This is a genomic window from Aeromonas sp. HMWF014 (genome assembly GCF_963878295.1).
Classification (GTDB): Bacteria; Pseudomonadota; Gammaproteobacteria; order Enterobacterales; family Aeromonadaceae; genus Aeromonas; species Aeromonas popoffii.
In genome coordinates this window covers 1-14,815 of sequence record NZ_CAWNYS010000011.1, presented here as the reverse complement: position 1 = coordinate 14,815, position 14,815 = coordinate 1, and the positions used below count along the sequence as shown (strand labels likewise).

The following is a 14,815-nucleotide window of genomic DNA, read 5'->3' as shown; positions in this document are numbered from 1 at the left end:
CCCGCCTCTCCAACGCTGAGCAGAACAAGGTGTTCCAGCAACACGCCGGCCGGCGGATCGTGCTCGCCACCAACGTGGCGGAGACCTCGTTGACGGTGCCGGGCATTCGCTACGTCATCGATCCGGGGACTGCCCGTATCAGCCGTTACTCCTGGCGCACCAAGGTACAGCGCCTGCCTATCGAGCCTGTCTCCCAGGCCAGTGCCAACCAGCGCAAGGGGCGCTGCGGCCGGGTGGCGGACGGTATCTGTATCCGCCTCTACTCGGAGGAGGATTTCAACGGCCGTCCGGCCTTTACCGATCCCGAGATCCTGCGCACCAACCTGGCCTCCGTCATTCTGCAGATGCTGGCGCTGGGGCTTGGCAACATGGAGGCTTTCCCCTTCGTCGAGCCGCCCGAGTCACGCCACATCAAGGATGGCCTGAGCCTGCTCAAGGAGCTGGAGGCGGTGCGTGAACTGCCTGCTCGTCACCTCGCCGCCCAGCAAGCAGGCCAGGATCAGGAGCCCAAGTTACAGCTGACCGACATTGGTCGTCAGCTGTCGCGCATCCCCCTGGATCCCCGTCTGGCGAAAATGGTGATCACCGCAGCGCAAACCGGTTGTTTGAGTGAGGTGATGGTGATCACTGCCGGTCTCAGTATCCAGGACCCTCGCGAGCGGCCGATGGAGAAAAAGCAGGCCGCCGACGAGCAACATAGACGGTTTGAAGACAAAGACTCGGATTTTCTCGCCTTCGTGAATCTGTGGAACTACCTCAAAGAGCAGCAGGATCTGCTCGGCAGCAACCCGTTCCGCCGCATGTGCCAGAAGGAGTTTCTCTCCTCCCTGCGGGTACGCGAATGGCAGGATATCCACTTCCAGTTGCGCCAGACGGTGAAAGAGTTGGGTTTCAAGGCCAACCATGAACCGGCAGATTTCAAGACGGTGCACTGCGCGCTGCTGACCGGTCTCTTGAGCCATATTGGCAACAAGGATCTGGAGAAACCCGAGTTTCTCGGTGCCCGCAACGGCCGCTTCCACCTCTTCCCGGCGTCGGGCCTGTTCAAGAAGCCGCCCAAGTGGGTGATGGCCGCAGAATTGGTAGAGACCTCGCGTCTCTACGCCCGGGTCAACGCCAAGATTGAACCGGAATGGGTGGAGCCGCTGGCGGCGCATCTCATCAAGCTGCACCACAGCGACCCGCACTGGTCGAAGAAAAATGGCGCCGTGATGGCCAAGGAGAAGGTTACCCTCTATGGCTTGACCCTGGTCAATGAGCGCACCATCAACTTCAGCCGCCTCGATCCGGCCCTGTGCCGCGAGCTGTTTATTCGTCGCGCGCTGGTGGAGGGGGATTTCGAGACCCGTCACCGTTTCTTTGGCGAAAACCGCAAGTTGCTGGCCGAAGTAGAGGCGCTGGAGCACAAATCCCGCCGCCGCGACATTCTGGTGGATGACGAGGATCTGTTCCGCTTCTACGATGCCCGTTTGCCGGAGGAGGTAATATCAAGCCGCCACTTCGACAAGTGGTGGAAGGAGGCGCAAAAGCAGGATCCCGAGCGGCTCAACTTCGAAAAAGAGATGTTGATGAAGGGGGATGCGGCCCACATCAGCGATCTCGACTACCCCAACTTCTGGCAGCAGGGACGTCTCAAGCTCAAATTGAGCTACCAGTTCGAACCGGGGGAGGCGGCGGACGGCGTCACCCTGCACATTCCGCTGCCGCTGCTCAATCAGGTGGAAGTGAAAGGGTTTGAGTGGTTGATCCCCGGGCTGCGCCATGAGCTGCTGGTGGCCCTTATCAAGTCGATGCCAAAGCCAATGCGCAAGAACTTCGTGCCGGCGCCCAACTATGCCGACGCGCTGCTCGCCAGTCTCAACCCCGAGCAGGGGCCGCTGCTGGACGAGATGGAGCGCCAGCTGCGGCGGATGACCGGGGTCACAGTGCCTCGCGAGTCGTGGGACTGGAATGCGGTGCCCGATCACCTGAAGCTCACCTTTCGGGTAGTGGATGACAAGCACAAGCAGGTGGCGGAAGGGAAAGATCTGGAGGCGCTGAAAGAATCCCTGCGTGGCAAGGTGCAGGAAACCTTGTCGCAAGTGGCGGATGACGATATAGAGCAATCCGGCCTGACCCTGTGGAGCTTTGGCGAGCTGCCCCAGGAGTACAGCCAGAAGCGCGGTGGCTTCGAAGTGAAGGCCTATCCGGCGCTGGTGGATGAGAAGGACTCTGTTTCCATCCAGCTGGTGGAGAGTCCGGTGGCCCAGCAGCAGCTGATGTGGGCGGGTCAGCGCCGGTTGGTGCTGCTCAACGTGCCATCTCCCATCAAGTACTTGCAGGAGAAGCTGCCCAACAAGGCCAAGCTCGGGCTCTATTTCAACCCCTTTGGCAAGGTGGCCGAGCTTATTGACGACTGCATTGCCTGTGGCTGCGACAAGCTCATCGAGCGCCACGGCGGCCTGGCATGGGACGAGGCGGGGTTCGAGGCGCTCAAGGAGTATGTCCGCGCCGAGCTCAACGATGCCGTGGTGGAGGTGGCCAAGCAGGTAGAGGCAGTGCTGACCCTCTCCCATGAGATCAAGAAGCGGCTCAAGGGCAAGATGCAGCTCGATACCGCGTTCGCCATGTCAGATATTCAGCTCCAGCTCGACAAACTGATCCATAAAGGCTTTGTGACCGAGACCGGCTGGCAGCGTCTGCCGGACTTGTTGCGTTACTTGCGCGCCATTGAGCGCAGGATGGAAAAGTTGGCCATCGATCCCAACCGGGATCGGGTTTACATGCTCAAGGTGCAGAGCGTGGAGGCCGATTACAAGGGGCTGCTGGCCAAGATCCCAACATCCCAGCTGATCCCCGCCGAGGTGGCCAATATCCGCTGGATGATCGAGGAGCTGCGGGTGTCATTTTTTGCCCAGAATCTGGGGACCCCCTATCCGGTGTCAGATAAACGGGTGCTTAACGCCATCGCCCAGTGCTAAGCTGCTATCTGTCTGTTTTAACAGCGTGATATCGTTTTATGAGGAGGGGCTGCCAGTCAGATGGCCCCTTCAAACCACAAGTCAGGGAGGCAAGGATGCTGGGGATCTGGTTGAGTGTGGCGCAGGTGGTGATCAGCGGTTACCAGCCTATTGCAGAGCAAACCTGGGTGCAGTTGAACCCGGAATATTACCCGCTGCATCGCTCCCCGCCAGCCATGTTCGTGGCCTGGCGGGGCAATCAGTTCCCCCTGCTCGAACTCAAGCAGAAGAAGGGGCGCTGGCAGGTGCTGTTTCCGGCCCGGCTGGTGCCGCCCTTCGATCTGTTTGAGGGAGAGGCGCAGCTCTCCAAGGCGTATCTTGCCAGGCTCAGGCGCATCGATGAGGCCGCTTATGGCTTGGCACCCATCGCGCCCGTCACGTCACCGCATTATGGCGAGCAGGCGGTGGCCAGTCTGGGGGTCCCCTTCATGGCTGAATTCACGCCGCCAGCGATGCCGGGTCAGCCGCGCGCCGCCAGCTTGGGCGCAGAGCCGCAGGGTGTGAGCCTGGCCCTGAACGCAGCCTGGCGCGCACCGGATACCCTGCTGGTCCATGTTGCCCATGGCGAGGTGACGCCTGCGGTGAGCGCATCTCCCAGCGGTGAGACGCTGACGCTCTCGGCGCCAGCGGTCGGCAATGGCAAGCGGGTCTGCCATCAGGTGGCATCCGGGGAGACACTGTGGCGCATCGCCGCCACCCTGGCCCAAAATGGCACTGTCACTGGGGCGGCGGGAGACACTTACAGCTATCTGTTGGCCATCGTTGATGACAATCGCCCGCTGATGGGCAACAGCATCCGGGTCAAGGCGGGGGATACCCTCTACTGTCCGGCTCCCCAGACCCTGGCCCGCTTCGATGCCCTGAGTGCGGCAGAGCGACAACAGCGGTTTGTTCGGCTGGAGCAGGGACGTTAAGGTCTCTTGTTACTGTTCTGGGCCCGTGCTAGTATGCGCCCTCGTTTTGCGAGGTGCTGACCGGTCGCAGTCAGCACCATAAATTCATCTATATGAGATAACCACTATGTCTTTCGTATTCCAAGCTGAAGTCCGTTCTGACCTGGGGAAAGGTGCGAGCCGCCGCCTGCGTCACGCTGACCAAGTTCCTGCCATCATCTACGGTGCCGGCAAAGAAGCTCAGTCCATCACTGTTGACCACAAAAAATTCATCATTGCCCAAGAGAAGCCGGAATTCTACGAATCCGTGCTGACCCTGGTCATCAACGGTGAAGAAGTCAGCGTTAAAGTGAAGGCTATCCAGCGTCACCCGGTTAAGCCGAAGCTGGTTCACCTGGACTTCGTTCGCGTTTAATCGCGAGCTATCCAGTTGAAAAAAGCCACTCTCAGGAGTGGCTTTTTGCTGTCTGGCGTTTGATGCAGCGCGCAGAAAACCATGAAAAAGAGGGCAACCCCGGGGTTGCCCTCTTTTTTGCGTGGTTGGCCCTCTGCGTCCGTTACCAGAGAGGCTGGGTCAGGTAGGGGTTGCTTGCCTTCTCACGACCGAAGGTGGAACTGGGGCCGTGGCCCGGAATAAAGACGATCTCGTCACCCAGCGGCAGCAGGGTCTCGGTGATCGACTTAATCAGGGTGGCGTGATCGCCCCGGGGGAAGTCGGTACGGCCAATGCTGCCAGCAAAGAGCACATCGCCAACCCAGGCAAGTTTTTCGGCCTGGCTCAGCAGCACGATATGGCCCGGGGTGTGGCCGGGGCAGAAATGGACCTCCAGCTCGCAGTTGCCCAGCGTCACCTTGTCACCCTGCGCGAGCCACTGGTCGGGGGCGAAGGCGGGGGTATGGGCGAAGCCGAACATCTGGATCTGCTGGGGCAGCATGTCGAGCCAGAAGGCGTCTTCTTTGTGGGGCCCGGTGATGGTCACGCCGGTCTTCGCCCTAAGCTCAGCTGCCGCGCCCACGTGATCCAGATGACCGTGGGTCAGCAGTATGTGGGTCAGGGTCAGGCCGCGCTTGGCGATGGCGGCCAGCAGTTTGTCCGCTTCGCCACCCGGGTCGATCAACGCCGCCTGACGGGTTTCGTCACACCAGATAAGGGAGCAGTTCTGGGCGAACTGGGTGACCGGGATCACCTCGAATTTCAACATAGAGTTCCTCTCTTGGGATGGGTCAGCCGCGCAGTGCGCTGGCATGCTGCTCGGCGAAGTAGTCGAGACAGGCCTGCTTGTCACCCCGGAACACGATGCGCTCACGCTTGTTGCCAAGCTGGTAGAGATACATGGGGTCGTAGTAGCGGGTCAGCAGCAGGGTGATCCAGGCCAGATGCGGCTCGGTCGAGCCGCTGTTGGCCTGCTCGGTGAGGGCGGTCTGCATCAGCGCATCCAGCTCGCGGTGAGCCTGATCGCCGAGGCGACGCTTGAGACGAGCCAGTGCATCGGTGAGGTAGGCGGCAAACAGCGGCCAGCCCTCTTGTGCGCCGAACATGGCCTGATAACGCAGCCAGAGATCGTGCACATAGTCCTGGCGGATCTGTTCGGCCCTCTCTCCCTGCGGCACATCCACCACCACCAGCGGGGCCTTGCACATGGCATCGAACAGCGTGTTAGGCAGGCAGCAGCGACCGATGAGGCGGCTTTCGTCCTCCACCACGAAGGCTTGTTCGCCCTTGTGGCGGCGCTTGAGCAGCTCGATGGCCATGTTGTTTTCAAAGTTGATGTTGCTGGGCTGGCCGCCGGGCAGTTGGCCAAACGACGAGCCCCTGTGGCGGGCATGGCCTTCCAGGTCGAGCGCCTGGGCCACATGGCCCAGCATATGGGTCTTGCCGGAGCCGGTCATGCCGGTCAGCACGCTCCACTGGCACTCGGCCGCGGCCTTGTCCAGGGTATCGATCAGAAAACGGCGCAGCTCCTTGTAGCCACCGGCGACGCGAGGGCGAGTGATCCCGGCATCAGCCAGCCACTGTTGTACGGTTTGTGAGCGAAGGCCGCCGCGAAAGCAATAGAGCAGGGCATTTGGCTGCTGGCGCAACTGCGCCAGCCAGCCTTCGACTCGCTCGGCGCGTACCGCTCCCCCCACCAGGGTGTGACCAAGCTCAATGGCGGCGGCCTGACCCTGCTTCTTAAAGCAGGTCCCCACCTGGGCGCGCTCATCGTCTGTCATCAACGGCAGACTGGTCGAGCAGGGGAAGGCCCCCTCCTTGAACTCGATGGGGGCGCGCACATCAATCAGGGGCACATCGCCTAAAAAAATCTGGGCGTAGTCGGTGGCCAGCGGCAATTCACTCATTGGGCTATCTCACTCATTGGACAATCTCGATAAAGCGGGTGCCCTCAAGGGGCTTGATCTGGCCGATGGGCGAGAGCGCAAGGCCTGCTTCCCGCGCGATGGCGAGCAGCTCGGCTTCGCTATCCTTGCCCACGGCGACCAGCAGGCCACCGCTGGTTTGCGGATCGCACATGATGTTGCGGGTGCGATCATCCATGGCATCCAGCTTGTGGCCGTAGGAGTCGTGGTTACGCAGGGTGCCGCCCGGTACGCAGCCCTCGGAGAGGTAGTAATCCACCTCGTCGAGCAGCGGCAACGCCTTGAAGTCGAGGCGGGCACTGACTTTGGAGCCTTCGCACATCTCCAGCAGGTGACCGGCCAGACCAAAACCGGTGACGTCCGTCATGGCGTGCACGCCCGGCAGCTCGGCAAAACGCTGGCCAATCTTGTTGAGGGTGCACATGGCGTTGGGGGCCAACTGCTCGTGCTCGGGCTTGAGCTTGCTCTTCTTCTGGGCGGTGGTGAGGATGCCAATGCCAAGGGGCTTGGTCAGGTAGAGGATGTCGCCCACCTTGGCGGTGTCGTTCTGCTTGATGGCATCCAGAGGCACGATACCGGTTACCGCGAGGCCGAAGATGGGCTCGGGGGCGTCGATGCTGTGGCCACCGGCCAGCGAGATCCCCGCTTCATGGCACACCTGACGGCCACCGTCGATCACCTGTTGGGCCACTTCGGCAGGCAGGGCATTGATGGGCCAACCGAGAATGGCGATGGCGACGATGGGCTTGCCGCCCATGGCGTAGATATCGCTGATGGCGTTGGTGGCGGCGATGCGGCCAAAGGTGAAGGGGTCATCGACGATGGGCATGAAGAAGTCGGTGGTGGAGACAATGCCCTGACCGTTGCCGATATCGACCACGGCCGCGTCATCCTTGCTGCTGTTGCCAACGATCAGGGTCGGGTCGTTGAAGCCCGGGATCTGGCTCTTGAGAATGGTGTCGAGTACCTTGGGAGAAATTTTGCAGCCGCAGCCAGCGCCGTGGCTGTATTGGGTCAGACGAATAGAAGACATACTTACCCCTTTTATTTGCAAACAGAGCAGAGGCTCTGTGGAGCCGTCTTGGTCAATGGGCGGCCTTGTAGAGAGGAAGACAAGAAGCCGCAAATATGGGTGGCCTCGGTGCCAACAGGGGCAGCGATGACTGGCAGTTATGAAAGACCGCCAGGCCGGACGGGGAAGAAATGGGCGACAAGGTACGCCAGCGCAGCCCCGCCAAGGGCCACAGGACGGGGCATTATGCCACATTTGCCCCTTGGGGTTCGAACAGGAATTCACATAAACAGCAGGGAATTGCCCGCACTTGCCTGTCATCGGTCTGGATCCGGCGCTGACTGATTGATTGCATTACAGATGCTGCAAAGAGAACGTCAAAGAGACCAACATCACGCAACTGCCGATCTACAACAGGAGAGCTTAATGACCACCACATTTTTGGTTAATCACCCCATCACCACGGCGCAGTTTGCGGCGTTGTTGGCGCAGACCTCGTTGGGGGCGAGACGGCCGCTGGAGCATCCAGCTACCCTGCAGGGCATGCTGGATCACGCCAATCTGCTGATCACCGCTTGGCAGGGCGAGACCCTGGTCGGGGTGGCCCGCTCAGTGACCGATTTTCATTTTTGCTGCTACCTCTCGGATCTGGCGGTGGCCGAGTCGGTGCAGGGGCAGGGGATTGGCAAAGCACTTATTCGCGAGACGTTTTTGCAATTGCAGCCGGGCTGCAAGCTGATCCTGCTGGCCGCACCGCAGGCGGTGGCGTACTACCCCAAGCTCGGATTTAGCCAGCACCCGAGCGCCTGGGTGATGAGCAGTCTGGATGAACTGGTACTGGATGAGTTGGCATAAAACCGTCAACTCATCCAGACAGGGCGAGATTAGCTTATCCGGCTTGTTCCAGCGCCGGTTGTCGTGACTTGCCCCAGCGGCGCAGGCGCCGTTGCAGTGGTCGCTCCAGCAGGTTGTAGCTCAACGCCGAGAGTCCGATCAGCACCGCCAGCATCAGCAAGGTGGCCACTACCCCCAGCAGCGGGTTGGTTTGGCCATACCACCACTCGGTGATCCCCGGCGCCAGATAGTGGATGAGCTCGCAGCCGGTGAGCAGCACCAGCGCATGGAGCAGGTAGATGGAGTAGGAGAGATCCCCCAGCCAGTTGGTGAAGCGGTTATCCAGGAGGTGCAGCAGCGGGCTTTGGCGATCGCCTTGGCAGGCGGCAATCCAGATCAGCAGCACGTAGGAGCCGATCAGCAGCAGAGTCAGCTGCGGCGTCATGGCGAACTGCATCAGCGCGAAAGGCAGCACAAAGGCGACCAGCAGTGGCAGATCATGCTTCATCATGGGCGAGCCTTTCGCGGCCTTGACCCTCGGCAGCAGCCAGAGGCCGAGCACAAATTCACTCACCCCGCGCCCCACCGCCAGCGCCCCGCTGGTGACATCCAGGGTGCCGCGACTGTGCACGATAAACGCCAGCACCGTCAGCGCCAACAGGGGCGCGAGATGGCTCCAGCGACTGCGGGATACCGCGAGCGGAATAAGCAGCGGGAACAGCAGGTAGCTTATCCACTCCACGCTCAGGGACCAGGCGGCGAAGTTCCAGGTCAGTCCGTGATCCGTCACCACCTGTAGCAGCAGGAAGGCGCTTGGCAGTGCCTCGGCCGGGGTGAAGGGGGAGCCGAAGGGGGGCATCCCTTCCCACTCCCACATCTTGAACAGCGGGCCTGCATAGAAGCCCACCCCGTGCTGCGCCTTGTAAAGCTCCCAGCCAACCAGCAGCACCAGGGTCATAAAGTAGAGGGGGTAGACGCGGGTCAGCCGCAGCCAGAGAAAGTGGCCATAGCCCAGGGTGCGAGGCGTGCGGGTGAAGGCCTCCCCGTAGATGTGGGCCAGCACCAGTCCGCTCAAAATAAAGAACAGATCGACCCAGAGGTAGCCGTTCTCGATGAGTTGCGTGTGGCCTGCGATCGACTCCATCCACTGGGGAAAGAGCACTAATCGGGCATGGAACAGCACCACCATCAGGGCAGCGATGCCCCGCAGCGGCGTTAACAGCGGCAATGATTGATTCATATCGGGATCCCTTGTGATGTTCAGCTTGGCCTGACATCGATTTTTTGTTGTGCCGCCCATCAATCCTGACGGGGCGGCGGCCCCGGCTTGGCTGCCGCAGGCGGGATCACACTACGAAAAAGAGAGCCATACGGGTGTGATTTAAGTCATAAATGTGCAGGAATTGTGCAAAAAAAGTTAAACAGAGAAACAGTGGAGAGCCGGCAGGGAAAGAGGACGTCACGTGGGATGAAAATAAAGCCTCACCCTAACTCGCGTGGGATGTTTTCATTGTGTTCAGGCGAGCCCCAGGCAAACAATAGAAACGAACGGGAATTCCTCCATAAGGGGTTTGGAGTCCAACGGAACGAAAACATACATTTATGTCCCCCTCTTCTCAAGGCGCGGGTTCGCCGCTTATGCGAAAGTTGACTCAATTCCCGGGCCTGCCGGCCCGTTTTTGAATCAACTTTCGCATACGTGGAGAAATGCAAATGGCAAGACCAGTAAGTGGGCTATCCGCTAGGGACGCTAAGATCATCCAGTCACTTCAAGAGGGAGCAAAAAACAAGGTGGCCGCCCTCGATGCCGATGTGTCCCCTACATCCGACATAAAAAAACCAGTCCAGCGGGCCAAAGAAAAGTTAAGGAAGGCCCGTTTCAGTGAGGCTATCAGGACTAGGACCAAGGAAGATCGCGGGGTAATTATCATGGGCGAAAGACTCTATCAGCGAACTCCAGATCTTGAAGTGTTTACGAATATAAGCGAGCCGCATCTTTGTTTTATTGAGCATTTACTCTCTCGGGGATGGAAGTTGGATAAGGATGGCACGCTGTTCAATCCCAATGATCTCGAAGGTTTCAAGGAATGAATTTTTGGCGGGTGATTAGCCGCCTGTTTTCTCAGGCATGCATTGAGGGGGCAATCTCTCAAAAAGATCTCCGTTTGAGGCTTTTGCGCGTTGGTGACAGGCCCATCGGGGAGAGCCTTGGGGATGACCAGCATCAAGGCCATTAAGACTCTTTGCGATACTGGCCCAGTGCAACTGGGTGACCTAATCAAAAGGATTGTGTGATGACAGAGATAAGAGAATACGAAACAGAAAGTTCTTTAGCCGACATGATCACCAGCGCCCCTGTTGGTAAAGAACTGTGCGTACAGTTTGGAGGGATACCGAAAATCGTTGAAGTTGAGTTCACTTTCGCTGGTGGTTGGGTGATTAGACAATCACTTGCCCCTGGGATGGATCTGAAATTTGTAAAAGGGGAAGGCGGATATCTTGAGGGTATCAAGATTACTCTCAAGGAGTATGAAGGTTTGAAGTAATAGCAGTTCTATCACATACAGCATGCCGTTATCGGAAAAAACTGCAGTACCCAGTACCCAGTACCCAGTACCCAGTACCCGGTAGGATAACACTTTATTTTCATCCCACACGTCATACACAGCGACGCAAAACAATCAGGCCCGCAAGGGGCCTGATTGATCACAAGGGAAGATGACGGCCGATCAGCGGGCGCGCACCACCAGACCCTTGAGGTAGAAACCTTCCGGATAGGCGGTGCCGATGGGGTGATCGGAGGCTTGTGACAACAGCTCCAGGATCTGGGCATCGCGACCGGCATCGAGCGCCGCATCGGCCACTATCTTCTGGAACAGGCTCTGCTCCATCAAGCCAGAGCAGGAGTAGGTCAAGAGCACACCACCCGGCGCCAGCAGCTGGAACGCCAGCATGTTGATGTCCTTGTAGCCGCGGCAGGCACCCAGCAGTTGGGCCTTGCTCTCGGCAAATTTGGGTGGATCCAGCACGATGACATCGAACTTCTCGCCCTTCTCACGGTATTCGCGCAGCAGCTTGAACACATCGTGGCGGACGAACTGGGTGTTGCTGATATCAAGCCCGTTGAGCTCGGCATTCTGGCGAGCGATATCCAGCGCATTCTGGGAGAGATCGACGTTGACCACCTCTTTAGCGCCACCCTTGAGGGCATAAATGCCAAAACCACCGGTGTAGCTGAAGCAGTTAAGGACACGTTTGCCTTCGGTGTACTTGGAGACCGCCTGACGGTTGTCGCGCTGATCCAGATAGAAGCCGGTTTTGTGGCCGTTACGAATATCCACCAGGATTCTCACGCCGCCGTTCTCTTCGATCACGACCGGTTCGGTCGGGGCTTCGCCATGGATGACACCGGTGCGCTCTTTCAGCCCCTCTTTTTTACGTACTGCTACGTCGGAGCGCTCATAGATGTTGCACTCTGGGTAGAGGGTACGCAGCGCCTGGGTGATCAGCTCACGCTGGAACTCGGCACCGGCGGAGAGGATCTGGCACACCAGAAAATCGGCATAACGGTCGATGGTCAGGCCCGGCAGGCCGTCAGATTCGGCCGCGCACAGGCGATAGCCGGTGAGACCCTGACGCTTGATCAGCGGATCGCGAGACTCCTGCGCATATTTGAGGCGGCGGATAAAGAAGTCGAGATCGATTGTCTCTTCTTTATCGAAGGTCCAGACCCGGGCACGGATCTGGGAGCTGCCTGACCAGGCACCACGGGCGAGCCATTTGCCATCGTTGGCGTAAATCTCGACGGTATCGCCGTCAACAGGGTTGCCTTCAACCCGCTCAATCCCCTTGGAGAAGATCCAGGGGTGACGACGCAGCAGGGATTTTTCGCGGCCTTTGACGAGATAGATGAAAACGCTCATGGGTGTTTGCCGATGGTAAAAAGAAAAGGGGCCACATTCTATGTGGCCCGCTGCTAAAACTCAAACAACCTTGGCAAGAGAGCCCGGCTTGTCTGATCTGGCATCGGGCTCAGATCAGCTCTTGATCCCCTTCAATGCTTGGGCCAGCTCGGTTGCCGTGCCTTTGAGCCCGGCAGTGCCGGCCACCGAAGCGTTGGCGGATTCCTCCACCTGACCCGCTTCGTGGCGCACCTGGTCCAGGTTGCGGGTGATCTCCTCGGCGACCGAACTCTGCTCTTCGCTGGAGGTGGCGATCTGGGTACTCATCTCCAGCACTGCATCGCTGTGATGGCTGAGCTTGTCGATGTCGAGCCCTACTTCGCTGATCAGCGCCTGGCTGCTGGCAGCGCGGTCAACGGTTTTCTCCATGATGTCGTTGAGGGCACCGGTACCGGTCTGCAGCTCTTCGATCATCTGCTGGATCTCGACGGTGGCTTGCTGAGTGCGGCTGGCGAGGGTGCGCACCTCGTCGGCCACCACCGCAAAGCCGCGTCCCTGCTCACCGGCCCGTGCCGCCTCGATGGCGGCGTTGAGCGCCAGCAGGTTGGTCTGCTGGGAGATGGCGTTGATGACGTTGACCACCTCGTTGATCCGGTTGGCGTTGTCGGTCAGCCGCTCTACCGCGCCGGAGGCATTGCCAATCTCGTCGGCCAGGGTGCGGATAGTGGCGATGGTAAGGGATACCCGGGCGGCGCCATTGGCCGCCTCTTCGCTCGACTGACGTGTCTGTTGCAGGGTGTCGTTGGCGTTGCGCGCCACTTCGCGGATGGCGGCCGACATCTGCTCCATGGCGGCGGCCAGGGAGTCCATGTGCTGGCGCTGGGAGCGGGCCATGGTTTCCCCTTCGCTGGCGTGATCGCGAAACTCGTCGGCGGCCATGGTGAGCGCCTCGGCAGACTCCTCCACCAGTTGTACTATCTTGTGCTGGCGGTCGGTGAATCTGTCTATGCTGCCCGCGAGGATGGAGAACTCGTCCCGCACCGGGAAGAAATTGAGGCGGAAGGTGAGATCCCCGTCAGCCACTGTCTGCAGCGCCTTGTTGGTGGAGTAGAGGGCACCGGAGACAAAGGTCATCAGATAGTGGGTGATGAGGGCCAGCAAGGCCGCCAGCACGGCGATGATGGTGAGGGTGGTACCTTGTCCTTCCCACATGGAGTAGCGACCGGCATCCAGGCTGCCGGTCACGAAACCGGCCTGGCCTACGCTGGCGCTGAAACGGTAGTTGTCGCCCTGCTGGCTCAGGCCGGCACTGCCGGTCGGGCTGATGGTGAGATCGGCGGGCAGGGTGAGGGTGGCTTGCTGGCTTACCAGTTGGGCGCTGGTCTCGACCCGTTGTTTGAGTTGATCCAGCCGGATCTGCATCTGCTGATCATGACCGTCAGCCAGCAGGTACCCGGTGAGCAAGGCGATGAACAACAAAGGGCACCAGAAGGTGATGAGAAATTTTTCGCTGATCGTGAGGTGAATGAGATAACGGTCAACCCACCGGAATTTTACTTCTTTCATAATGGCATTGCGTCCTGCAAGGGGAAGAGAGTGTCGCGCTCATTATCGCCTTGGGGGAGAATTTCTTAAGGGGAAGGTGTGAGAAATGAGAGAGCAATCGTTTGTCGTACGAGTCTGGGGTCAGGTGCAAGGGGTTGGATTTCGCTACTTCACCCGAGAACAGGCGCTGCAACTGGGGCTGCGCGGCCACGCCTATAACCTGGAGGACGGGTCGGTGGAGATCCTGATCTGTGGGCCCGAGCACAGGGTGCAGATGATGCTGGGCTGGCTGGAACACGGGCCGCGCACCGCCGAAGTGACCCGGATGGAGTATACGGAGGCGCCGCCGCCCAAAGGGAGTGGCTTTCATACCAATTGAGCGCAGCGAAACCGCCATGTCACGCATGAAAACGGGAGCCATCGGGGCTCCCGTTTGCACATGTTGGCGTCAGCTGGCCTGGGCGGCGTCGGCGATGGCCTGGGTCTTTGCCAGCACGGCCTGCAGAGCCGGGCGTTTGGCCAGACGATCCCGATAGGCGGCCAGCTTGGATGGAATGGTCTGCTCGAAGCGGGTTGCCCACATCAGGGTATGGGCCAGCAGCAGATCCGCCAGGGTGATCTGCTCGCCCAGCAGGTAGCCGTGCGCCGGCACCCAGGACTCGGCGATGGCTGCCGCCTTGTCAAACTCCCACTTGGCGGTGGGGAAGATGGCCGGCAGGCGCTGTGGTTCGGGCGATGGTCCACAAGGGTTGCTCCAGCTCACAGGTGATGAAGCTGACCCACTGGGCATGCAGCGCCGATGCCTGCGTTCCTCTGGCTGGCAGCCAATCTGCACCATAGTTTTCTGCTAGGTACTGCATGATGGCGGCAGATTCGGTCAGCACAAAATCCCCATCTTTGAGCACCGGCATCTTGCCGCTCGGGTTCAGCGCCAGAAACCAGTCGCTGCGATTCTCGCCCTTGGCGAAATCGAGAAACTGAAATTGCCACGCCACGCCCAACTCTTCCAGTAACCAGGAGATGCGCAGGGCTCGACTGACAGGGGTTCCGTATAAGGTGATCATGCTTGCTCCTTGCCTGATGGAGGGGGTCGATGTGCGACCCGAAGTGAACAGGCAGTCTAGGCAAATTGCGCGGCGGCAACAAGCCGATATGGGAGTGGTGGCGATGGGAGGCCGCTGCCATGCCGTGTAAAAAGGGGGGATCAAAAAAGAGAGGCCAAATGGCCTAATGCCGATCAGTTAAGGATCCATTGACCGATCCTTCTGATGT

15 protein-coding genes are annotated in these 14,815 nt (G+C 59.6%); 7 read left to right on the top strand and 8 right to left on the bottom strand.

Translation table 11 applies throughout. The features are described from left to right. The 3 genes from hrpA to rplY all read left to right on the top strand — a co-directional run. Positions 1–2,960, top strand: a 2,960-nt coding sequence (gene hrpA, locus AAC083_RS00320) for an ATP-dependent RNA helicase HrpA (protein ID WP_258224841.1), incomplete at its 5' end; no start/stop codon positions are given. A 95-nt stretch (positions 2,961–3,055) separates the two neighbouring features. Continuing rightward, positions 3,056–3,913 carry a hypothetical protein gene (locus AAC083_RS00315; protein ID WP_108537797.1) on the top strand — a complete coding sequence of 286 codons (858 nt, stop codon included), beginning with the start codon at positions 3,056–3,058 and terminating at the stop codon, positions 3,911–3,913. A gap of 106 nt (positions 3,914–4,019) precedes the next feature. Continuing rightward, a complete protein-coding gene (gene rplY / locus AAC083_RS00310) occupies positions 4,020–4,307 on the top strand; it encodes a 50S ribosomal protein L25 (protein ID WP_042037696.1) in 288 nt (95 codons plus the stop codon). Positions 4,308–4,449: 142 nt separating this feature from the next. Here rplY and AAC083_RS00305 read toward each other — a convergent pair whose 3' ends face one another. Genes AAC083_RS00305 through selD form a run of 3 tightly spaced genes read right to left on the bottom strand, consistent with a single transcriptional unit; the run spans position 4,450 to position 7,283 of the window. Further along, the gene (locus AAC083_RS00305) at positions 4,450–5,094 is read right to left on the bottom strand and encodes an MBL fold metallo-hydrolase (protein WP_108537796.1); all 645 of its coding nucleotides are present in this window, start codon (positions 5,092–5,094) and stop codon (positions 4,450–4,452) included. A 22-nt stretch (positions 5,095–5,116) separates the two neighbouring features. Further along, a complete protein-coding gene (gene mnmH, locus AAC083_RS00300) occupies positions 5,117–6,232 on the bottom strand; it encodes a tRNA 2-selenouridine(34) synthase MnmH (RefSeq protein ID WP_108537795.1) in 1,116 nt (371 codons plus the stop codon). 13 nt (positions 6,233–6,245) lie between these two features. After that, positions 6,246–7,283 (bottom strand): selenide, water dikinase SelD, encoded by a 1,038-nt coding sequence (gene selD / locus AAC083_RS00295; protein ID WP_108537794.1) that lies wholly within the window; start codon positions 7,281–7,283, stop codon positions 6,246–6,248. Between the two features lie 405 nt (positions 7,284–7,688). Between selD and AAC083_RS00290 the strand changes: the two genes are divergently transcribed. Continuing rightward, positions 7,689–8,117, top strand: a complete 429-nt coding sequence (locus AAC083_RS00290) for a GNAT family N-acetyltransferase (protein ID WP_108537793.1) — start codon at positions 7,689–7,691, stop codon at positions 8,115–8,117. 34 nt (positions 8,118–8,151) lie between these two features. On the opposite strand, the gene AAC083_RS00285 is transcribed toward AAC083_RS00290, so the two are convergent. Continuing rightward, entirely contained in the window at positions 8,152–9,336 is a 1,185-nt protein-coding gene (locus tag AAC083_RS00285) for an acyltransferase family protein (protein ID WP_108537792.1), read from the bottom strand. Positions 9,337–9,809: 473 nt separating this feature from the next. Here AAC083_RS00285 and AAC083_RS00280 point away from each other — a divergent pair, with 473 nt between their 5' ends. Then, the gene (locus AAC083_RS00280) at positions 9,810–10,187 is read left to right on the top strand and encodes a hypothetical protein (RefSeq protein ID WP_108537791.1); all 378 of its coding nucleotides are present in this window, start codon (positions 9,810–9,812) and stop codon (positions 10,185–10,187) included. A 203-nt stretch (positions 10,188–10,390) separates the two neighbouring features. Next, the gene (locus AAC083_RS00275) at positions 10,391–10,642 is read left to right on the top strand and encodes a hypothetical protein (protein WP_219927930.1); all 252 of its coding nucleotides are present in this window, start codon (positions 10,391–10,393) and stop codon (positions 10,640–10,642) included. 183 nt (positions 10,643–10,825) lie between these two features. Here AAC083_RS00275 and AAC083_RS00270 read toward each other — a convergent pair whose 3' ends face one another. Continuing rightward, a complete protein-coding gene (locus AAC083_RS00270; protein WP_108537790.1) occupies positions 10,826–12,019 on the bottom strand; it encodes a class I SAM-dependent methyltransferase in 1,194 nt (397 codons plus the stop codon). A gap of 114 nt (positions 12,020–12,133) precedes the next feature. After that, complete coding sequence (locus AAC083_RS00265) at positions 12,134–13,564, bottom strand: methyl-accepting chemotaxis protein (RefSeq protein WP_108537789.1); 1,431 nt, start codon at positions 13,562–13,564, stop codon at positions 12,134–12,136. An 85-nt stretch (positions 13,565–13,649) separates the two neighbouring features. Here AAC083_RS00265 and yccX point away from each other — a divergent pair, with 85 nt between their 5' ends. After that, complete coding sequence (gene yccX, locus AAC083_RS00260; protein ID WP_042037715.1) at positions 13,650–13,922, top strand: acylphosphatase; 273 nt, start codon at positions 13,650–13,652, stop codon at positions 13,920–13,922. 69 nt (positions 13,923–13,991) lie between these two features. Here yccX and AAC083_RS00255 read toward each other — a convergent pair whose 3' ends face one another. Together AAC083_RS00255 and AAC083_RS00250 are read right to left on the bottom strand one after the other, a co-directional pair. Then, positions 13,992–14,195 carry a glutathione S-transferase C-terminal domain-containing protein gene (locus tag AAC083_RS00255; RefSeq protein WP_258224840.1) on the bottom strand — a complete coding sequence of 68 codons (204 nt, stop codon included), beginning with the start codon at positions 14,193–14,195 and terminating at the stop codon, positions 13,992–13,994. A gap of 28 nt (positions 14,196–14,223) precedes the next feature. Next, entirely contained in the window at positions 14,224–14,607 is a 384-nt protein-coding gene (locus AAC083_RS00250) for a glutathione S-transferase family protein (protein ID WP_258224839.1), read from the bottom strand. Positions 14,608–14,815 lie beyond the last annotated feature (208 nt).

What these genes read in the sequence shown, in the direction of transcription:
- AAC083_RS00305 (WP_108537796.1), bottom strand. Translation starts at nt 5,094, where the DNA reads ATGTTGAAATTCGAGGTGATCCCGGTCACCCAGTTCGCCCAGAACTGC.
- AAC083_RS00315 (WP_108537797.1), top strand. Translation starts at nt 3,056, where the DNA reads ATGCTGGGGATCTGGTTGAGTGTGGCGCAGGTGGTGATCAGCGGTTAC.
- yccX (WP_042037715.1), top strand. Translation starts at nt 13,650, where the DNA reads ATGAGAGAGCAATCGTTTGTCGTACGAGTCTGGGGTCAGGTGCAAGGG.
- AAC083_RS00250 (WP_258224839.1), bottom strand. Translation starts at nt 14,607, where the DNA reads ATGATCACCTTATACGGAACCCCTGTCAGTCGAGCCCTGCGCATCTCC.
- AAC083_RS00270 (WP_108537790.1), bottom strand. Translation starts at nt 12,019, where the DNA reads ATGAGCGTTTTCATCTATCTCGTCAAAGGCCGCGAAAAATCCCTGCTG.
- rplY (WP_042037696.1), top strand. Translation starts at nt 4,020, where the DNA reads ATGTCTTTCGTATTCCAAGCTGAAGTCCGTTCTGACCTGGGGAAAGGT.
- mnmH (WP_108537795.1), bottom strand. Translation starts at nt 6,232, where the DNA reads ATGAGTGAATTGCCGCTGGCCACCGACTACGCCCAGATTTTTTTAGGC.
- AAC083_RS00265 (WP_108537789.1), bottom strand. Translation starts at nt 13,564, where the DNA reads ATGAAAGAAGTAAAATTCCGGTGGGTTGACCGTTATCTCATTCACCTC.
- AAC083_RS00285 (WP_108537792.1), bottom strand. Translation starts at nt 9,336, where the DNA reads ATGAATCAATCATTGCCGCTGTTAACGCCGCTGCGGGGCATCGCTGCC.
- AAC083_RS00275 (WP_219927930.1), top strand. Translation starts at nt 10,391, where the DNA reads ATGACAGAGATAAGAGAATACGAAACAGAAAGTTCTTTAGCCGACATG.
- selD (WP_108537794.1), bottom strand. Translation starts at nt 7,283, where the DNA reads ATGTCTTCTATTCGTCTGACCCAATACAGCCACGGCGCTGGCTGCGGC.
- AAC083_RS00290 (WP_108537793.1), top strand. Translation starts at nt 7,689, where the DNA reads ATGACCACCACATTTTTGGTTAATCACCCCATCACCACGGCGCAGTTT.
- AAC083_RS00280 (WP_108537791.1), top strand. Translation starts at nt 9,810, where the DNA reads ATGGCAAGACCAGTAAGTGGGCTATCCGCTAGGGACGCTAAGATCATC.